The sequence below is a fragment of the Halomonas sp. ALS9 genome (assembly GCF_001651035.1).
GTDB lineage: Bacteria > Pseudomonadota > Gammaproteobacteria > Pseudomonadales > Halomonadaceae > Vreelandella.
In genome coordinates, this window is the sequence record NZ_LXRG01000040.1 from 1 (window position 1) to 293 (window position 293).

At 54.9% G+C, this 293-nt stretch carries 1 protein-coding gene; it reads left to right on the forward strand.

The genetic code is table 11. The features are described from left to right. Positions 1-3: 3 nt before the first annotated feature. Positions 4-293: arsenic resistance protein (locus A6R74_RS01370; RefSeq protein ID WP_373557059.1), on the forward strand; the 290-nt coding region annotated here is incomplete at its 3' end.

The window sequence follows — 293 nt, forward strand, 5'->3', positions numbered from 1 at the left end:
CCCATGTCAGCCCTGCAAGATAACGCATCACCCTCCACCGCCGAAGGCATGGGCGTCTTTGAGCGCTACCTCTCGGTTTGGGTAGCGCTTGCCATTGTGGTGGGCATCTTAGTCGGGCAATTTATCCCAGCGGTACCGGAAACCCTGTCGCGCTTTGAAGGGGCGCAGGTGTCGATCCCCGGGGCGATACTCATCTGGGCGCTGATATTCCCCATGATGGCGCAAATTTACTTCACTTCTCTGCTGGGGTTGCGCAGTTATTCAAAAGGGTGGTTTTTTTATCACCTAGGTAA